Source organism: Kitasatospora sp. NPDC059146 (assembly GCF_042786665.1).
Taxonomy (GTDB): domain Bacteria; phylum Actinomycetota; class Actinomycetes; order Streptomycetales; family Streptomycetaceae; genus Kitasatospora.
In genome coordinates, this window is record NZ_JBHZCY010000019.1 from 96,268 (window position 1) to 102,421 (window position 6,154).

The window sequence follows — 6,154 nt, forward strand, 5'->3', positions numbered from 1 at the left end:
ATGCCTATCTGGGGGGACAGGCTCCTCGCCGCCGGCGGCGCCCCGGTCACCGTTCCACGGGACCCGGCCCGCGACGCCGCCCGCGACGAGCTGCTCAAGGCCGAGTACCACAAGAACGACCCGAGCGTCCTGGAACGGGTCATCGACTGGATCTGGGACCACATCGACCGCGCCATGGGCAGCATCTCCGGCGGGGGCACCGACGGCACCACCGGACTGGTGCTCTTCCTGGTCGTCGCCGCGGTGATCGCCGCCGCCCTCTGGTGGCGCCTCGGCGCGCCCAAGCGCGCCGTCCGCACCGACTACGGCGTGTACGGCGCCGCCGGCCCGCGCACCGCCGCGCAGTACCGCGCCGACGCCGCCGGGCACGCCGCCGCCGGCCGCTGGACCGAAGCCGTCCGCGAGCAGATGCGCGCGCTGGTCCGGGCCCTGGAGGAGCGCACCCTGCTCGACACCCGCCCCGGCCGCACCGCCGACGAGGCCGCCGCCGAAGCCGGCCGGGCCCTGCCCGACCAGGCCGCCGCACTGACCGCCGCCGCCCGCACCTTCGACGACATCGCCTACGGCGAGCGCACCGCCGACCAGGCCGCCTACCAACTGCTGCTGGACCTCGACCGGGCCCTGGAGCGCAGCCGCCCGGTGCTCGCCCACGCCGCGGCCACCGCCCCGGCGCCGGCCCCGACCCCGACCCCGGGAGGAGCGGCATGACCAGCACCGCCCCGGCTCCCCCCACCCCCGAACGACCCGCCGCCGAACGACCCGCCGCCGACGCCGCACCGACCAGCCTCGCCCCCACCGGGCGCGGCCTGGCCCGCCGCGCCCGCTGGTACCTGGTCGCCCTCGCCGTCCTGCTGGTCGCCGCCGTCGGCCTCGCCGTCCTCAACACCGGCCACCGCTACCCGCCGCTCGACCCCCGCTCCTACGACGCCGACGGCACCCACGCCGTGGTCGCCCTGCTCCAGGGCCAGGGCGTCCGGACCGAACTGCGCACCGACCCCACGGCCCCCGCCGACGGCGCCGACACCCTGGTGCTGCCCGAACCCGACCTGCTGAGCCCGGCCGAGCTGCGCGCCGTCGCCGCCGCCCGGCACCGGCGGCTGGTCCTGATCAACCCCGGCCCGGCCGCCCTCAGCACGCTCGCCCCCGGCATCCGCACCTCCGACGAGGTCGGCGGCGTCCCGTTCACGTCCGTCCGCAGCACCCACCCGGGCTGCGCCCTCCCCGAAGCCGTACGGGCCGGCGCCGCCGCGATGGGCGGCACGCTCTACACCAGCGGCAGCCGCGGCGACGGCTGCTACCTGTACCACCACGGCTACCCGCTGGTCAGCACCCCCGACGACGGCGGCGGCAACGTCATCGTCCTCGGCAGCGGCGAGTTCCTGCAGAACCGCCGGCTCGCCGACGACGGCAACGCCTCGCTCGCCCTCGGCCTGCTCGGCTCACAGCCCCGCCTCACCTGGCACCTGCCCGACTACTCCGCGCCGGTCGCCGAGGGCACCCCGCGCAAGAGCTTCGGCGACTACATCCCGAAGGGCTGGCACTGGGCCTTCTACCAACTGGCCGTCGCCGCCGTGCTCGCCGCCCTCTGGCGGGCCCGCCGACTCGGCCCGGTGGTCAGCGAGAACCTGCCCGTGGTGGTCCGCGCCGCCGAGACCACCGAGGGCCGCGCCCGCCTCTACCGGCGGGCCAAGGCGCACGGCCGCGCCGCCGAGGCGCTGCGCCGCGCCACCGCCCACCGCCTCGCCCCCGCCCTGGGCCTCCCGCTCCAGGCCGGCGGACCGGAGCCGGAGGCGCTCTGCGCGGCCGTCGCCGACCGCCTCCCCACGCGACCCGCCGGGGACGTCCGGGCCCTGCTGTACGGCCCGCCCCCGACCGACGACGCCGCACTGCTGCGGCTCGCCGACGACCTCGACGCCCTCGAAAGGCAGGTACGGAACCCGTGACCGAACAGGCAACCGCCCAGCTCCGCATCACCCCCGGCACGGCGCCCGCCACCCCCGTCACCGACCCGCGCGCGGCCCTGACCGCCCTGCGCGCCGAGATCGGCAAGGCCGTCGTCGGCCAGGACGCCGCCGTCACCGGCCTGGTGGTGGCCCTCCTCTGCGGCGGCCACGTGCTGCTGGAGGGCGTCCCCGGCGTCGCCAAGACCCTGCTGGTGCGCACCCTGTCCACGGCGCTCAGCCTGGGGACCAAGCGCATCCAGTTCACCCCCGACCTGATGCCCGGCGACGTCACCGGCTCGCTCGTCTACGACGCCCGCACCGCCGAGTTCTCCTTCCAGCCCGGCCCGGTCTTCACCAACCTGCTGCTCGCCGACGAGATCAACCGCACCCCGCCCAAGACCCAGGCCGCCCTGCTGGAGGCCATGGAGGAGCGGCAGGTCACCGTCGACGGCGAACCGCGCGCGCTGCCCGTCCCGTTCCTGGTCGCCGCGACCCAGAACCCGGTCGAGTACGAGGGCACCTACCCGCTGCCCGAGGCCCAGCTGGACCGCTTCCTGCTCAAGCTGATCCTCCCGCTGCCCGACCGCGACCAGGAGTTCCAGGTCCTGTCCCGGCACGCCTCCGGCTTCGACCCCAAGGACCTCGCCGCCGCCGGCGTCCGCCCGGTCGCCGGGCCCGAGCACCTGGCCGCCGCTCGCGAGCAGATCGCGAAGCTCACCGTCTCGCCCGAGATCCTGGCGTACATCGTCGACCTCTGCCGGGCCACCCGGCAGTCCCCGTCGCTGTCGATCGGCGTCTCCCCGCGCGGTGCCACCGCGCTGCTCGCCGCCTCGCGCGCCTGGGCCTGGCTGGCCGGGCGGGACTACGTCACCCCGGACGACGTCAAGGCGCTCGCCCTGCCCACCCTGCGGCACCGCGTCGCGCTGCGCGCCGAGGCCGAGATGGAGGGCGTCACCGCCGACTCCGTCATCCAGGCCGTCCTCGCCCAGACGCCCGCCCCCCGCTGATCCACCACCGGTAGGCGTACCGGGTCCTCGAACTCACCGGGCTTCCGAAGGAGCGCACCCGCATGGCCCTCACCGGGCGAACCGCCCTGATCGCCGCGCTCGGCGCGCTCTTCGTGGGCCTCCTGCTGCCCTCCTGGACCGGGATCGGAGCCGTCACCGGCGCCGTCCTGCTCGCCGTCCTGGTCGACCTGGTGCTCGCCGCCCCCGTCCGCAGCCTGCGGATCGCCCGGGGCGGCGACACCACCGTCCGGCTCGGCGACACCGCCTCGGTCGAACTGACCGTCAGCAACACCTCCGGACGGCCGCTGCGGGCCCTGGTCCGCGACGCCTGGGCCCCCTCCGCCTGGCGCCCCGGCACCTCCGAGACCGCCTCCCGGCACACCCTCGCCGTCCCCGGCGGCGAACGGCGCCGCGCCGTCACCGTGCTCACCCCGGGCCGCCGCGGCGACCACCACGCCCACCGCGTGACGGTCCGCTCGCTCGGCCCGCTCGGCCTGGCCGGGCGCCAGGGCTCCCACCACGTCCCCTGGACGGTCCGCGCCCTCCCCCCGTTCAACAGCCGCAAGCACCTGCCCTCCCGGCTCGCCCGGCTGCGCGAACTCGACGGCCGGACCTCGGTGCTGACCCGGGGCCAGGGCACCGAGTTCGACTCGCTGCGGGAGTACCTGCCCGGCGACGACGTCCGCTCCATCGACTGGCGCGCCAGCGCCCGCCGCAACACCGTCGCCGTCCGCACCTGGCGCCCCGAACGCGACCGCCACATCCTGATCGTCCTCGACACCGGCCGCACCTCGGCCGGCCGCGTCGGCGACGCCCCCCGCCTGGACGCCGCCCTCGACGCCGCCCTGCTGCTCACCGCCCTCGCCACCCGCGCCGGCGACCGGGTCGACCTGCTCGCCCACGACGCCCGCAAGCGCGCCTCGGTCATCGGCAGCTCCCCCAGCGAGATCCTGCCCTCCTTCACCAACGCGATGGCCCTGCTGGAACCCGCGCTGCACGAGACCGACATGCGCGCGCTGGTCTCCACCGCGCTCACGATGGCGCCGCACCGCTCGCTCGTCGTCCTGCTCACCGGCCTGGACGCGGCCTCCGTAGAGGACGGCCTGCGCCCACTGCTGCCGCTGCTCACCAAGCGCCACGAGGTCGTCCTCGCCTCCGTCGCCGACCCGCACCTGGACGTGCTGGCCGCCGGCCGCGGCACCGTGGAGGCCGTCTACGGCGCCGCCGCCGCCGAACAGACCCGTGCCGACCGCCGGAACACCGCCGACCGCCTCACCCGCAGCGGGGTCACCGTCCTCGACGCCCCACCGGCCCAGATCGCCCCGGCGCTGGCGGACACCTACCTGGCGCTCAAGGCGGCCGGGCGGCTCTGAGGCACCGGATCAGGTGCGGCGGCCGGCGTTGAGCCGGGCCGCCTGGCGCGTGAGGTGGTCGCGCTCCGCGAGGTTGGACGCCCGGCGGGCCGCCTCGGCGTACAGCCGGGCCGCCACCACCGGCTCCCCGGCACGCTCGTGGAGGTACGCCGCGGCGGCCGCGTACCGGGGCAGCGCCTCGTCCAGTCCACCGAGCGCCGCCAGGCCGGCCCGCGGCCCGTCGGCCTCACCGACCGCCACCGCACGGTTCAGCCGCACCACCGGACTGTCCGTCAGCCGCACCAACTCGTCGTACCACTCGACGATCTGCACCCAGTCGGTCTCCCCGGCGGTGGGCGCGTCGGCGTGCAGCGCCGCGATGGCCGCCTGGGCCTGGAACTCCCCCAGCCGGTCCCGGGCCAGGGCCGTCTGCAGGATGCCGACGCCCTCCGCGATCGCGCCGGTGTCCCAGAGCCGCCGGTCCTGCTCCGCGAGCGGCACCAGGCTTCCGTCGGGACCGGTCCGGCCGGCCCGCCGGGCGTGGTGCAGCAGCATCAGCGCCAGCAGCCCCGCCACCTCGGGGTGGTCGATCGCCGCCGCCAGCTGCCGAGTCAGCCGGATCGCCTCGGCAGCGAGGTCGACGTCCCCGGAGTAGCCCTCGTTGAACACCAGGTAGAGCACCCGCAGCACGGTCGCGACGTCGCCCGGCCGATCGAGGCGGACCGCCGAGACGGTGCGCTTGGCCCGGCTGATCCGCTGCGCCATGGTCGCCTCGGGCACCAGATAGGCCTGGGCGATCTGCCGGGTGGTCAGCCCACCGAGTGCGCGCAGGGTGAGCGCGACCGCGGAGGACGGCGTCAACGACGGGTGGGCGCACAGGAAGTAGAGCTGCAGGGTGTCGTCCACCGAGGCCGCCGGACCGGGCTCCGGCTCCTGGTCGACCAGGTCCTCCCGGCGGCGGCGGGCGGTGTCCGCCCTGGTCGCGTCGAGGAACTTCCGCCAGGCGACGGTGACCAACCAGCCCTTCGGATCCCGCGGCGGATCGCCCGCCCAGACGCGGACCGCCTCGACCAGCGCCTCCTGCACGGCGTCCTCGGCCGCCGCGAAGTCGGCTCCGCGGCGGACGAGGACACCCAGCACACCCGGGGTGAGGCCCCGGATCAGGGCCTCGTTCATCGGGAAGGTCACGGGAGAGGTCACTCCGTGACGGTCGGCGGCATCGCCAGGAACGGACGCAGCTCCAGCCACTCGTGGATCGGCTTCCCACCGGCCCCCGGGGCCGCCGACAGCTCACCGGCCAGCTCCAGGGCGCGCTCGTGGCTGTCCACGTCGATCACCATCCAGCCGGCGATGAGGTCCTTGGTCTCCGCGAACGGACCGTCCGTCACCGGCGGCCGCCCCTCGCCGTCGTACCGCACCCACGACCCCTCGGGCGCGAGCGCCTGGGCGTCGACGAACTCGCCGGTCTGCTCCAGCCGAGCCGCGAAGTCCTGCATGTACGTGATGTGCGCCGTGACCTCCTCCGGCGTCCACTGGTCCATCGGCGCGCAGTTGACCGGAGTCGGGGCGCCTCGGTAGTGCTTGAGCAGCAGGTACTTGGCCATCGTGCTTCTCCTTCGGAGCTCGTGCGACCCATTGTGGCCGCGCTCACCCCTGGGACGGAGCCGGCCACGGGTTCTCGACACGACCGGCCAAGATTTTTTCGCCCGTGGTCCTGTCGTCCTGTCTTTCTGTCGTCCTCCGGAAGCCCTGAGAACGCGAAAAGGCCCACCCGGTCACCCGGGTGGGCCTTCTCTGAATGATTGTTCGGCGGCGTCCTACTCTCCCACAGGGTCCCCCCTGCAGTACCATC

6 protein-coding genes are annotated in these 6,154 nt (G+C 75.6%); 4 read left to right on the forward strand and 2 right to left on the reverse strand.

The features are described 5' to 3' along the window. The 4 genes from ACFXPX_RS11645 (at position 1) to ACFXPX_RS11660 (ending at position 4,323) form a co-directional block, all read left to right on the forward strand. Positions 1 to 708 (forward strand): DUF4129 domain-containing protein, encoded by a 708-nt coding sequence (locus tag ACFXPX_RS11645; RefSeq protein WP_380640802.1) that lies wholly within the window; start codon positions 1 to 3, stop codon positions 706 to 708. Continuing rightward, a complete protein-coding gene (locus ACFXPX_RS11650; protein WP_380640804.1) occupies positions 705 to 1,943 on the forward strand; it encodes a DUF4350 domain-containing protein in 1,239 nt (412 codons plus the stop codon). Before ACFXPX_RS11645 ends, ACFXPX_RS11650 begins: the two co-directional genes overlap by 4 nt. Positions 1,944 to 1,969: 26 nt before the next feature. Continuing rightward, the gene (locus ACFXPX_RS11655) at positions 1,970 to 2,950 is read left to right on the forward strand and encodes an AAA family ATPase (RefSeq protein WP_380407819.1); all 981 of its coding nucleotides are present in this window, start codon (positions 1,970 to 1,972) and stop codon (positions 2,948 to 2,950) included. Positions 2,951 to 3,012: 62 nt separating this feature from the next. Beyond that, complete coding sequence (locus tag ACFXPX_RS11660) at positions 3,013 to 4,323, forward strand: DUF58 domain-containing protein (RefSeq protein WP_380531530.1); 1,311 nt, start codon at positions 3,013 to 3,015, stop codon at positions 4,321 to 4,323. A 9-nt stretch (positions 4,324 to 4,332) separates the two neighbouring features. Here ACFXPX_RS11660 and ACFXPX_RS11665 read toward each other — a convergent pair whose 3' ends face one another. Beyond that, complete coding sequence (locus ACFXPX_RS11665) at positions 4,333 to 5,478, reverse strand: RNA polymerase sigma factor (protein ID WP_380531548.1); 1,146 nt, start codon at positions 5,476 to 5,478, stop codon at positions 4,333 to 4,335. A 20-nt stretch (positions 5,479 to 5,498) separates the two neighbouring features. Continuing rightward, on the reverse strand, positions 5,499 to 5,906 hold the full coding sequence (locus ACFXPX_RS11670) for a YciI family protein (RefSeq protein WP_375882940.1): 408 nt from the start codon (positions 5,904 to 5,906) through the stop codon (positions 5,499 to 5,501). Between the last annotated feature and the right edge of the window lie 248 nt (positions 5,907 to 6,154).

Bases quoted from the DNA above. Each gene is read 5' to 3' on its own strand.
- ACFXPX_RS11645 (WP_380640802.1), top strand. From the start codon at position 1: ATGCCTATCTGGGGGGACAGGCTCCTCGCCGCCGGCGGCGCCCCGGTC.
- ACFXPX_RS11670 (WP_375882940.1), bottom strand. From the start codon at position 5,906: ATGGCCAAGTACCTGCTGCTCAAGCACTACCGAGGCGCCCCGACTCCG.
- ACFXPX_RS11665 (WP_380531548.1), bottom strand. From the start codon at position 5,478: ATGAACGAGGCCCTGATCCGGGGCCTCACCCCGGGTGTGCTGGGTGTC.
- ACFXPX_RS11660 (WP_380531530.1), top strand. From the start codon at position 3,013: ATGGCCCTCACCGGGCGAACCGCCCTGATCGCCGCGCTCGGCGCGCTC.
- ACFXPX_RS11650 (WP_380640804.1), top strand. From the start codon at position 705: ATGACCAGCACCGCCCCGGCTCCCCCCACCCCCGAACGACCCGCCGCC.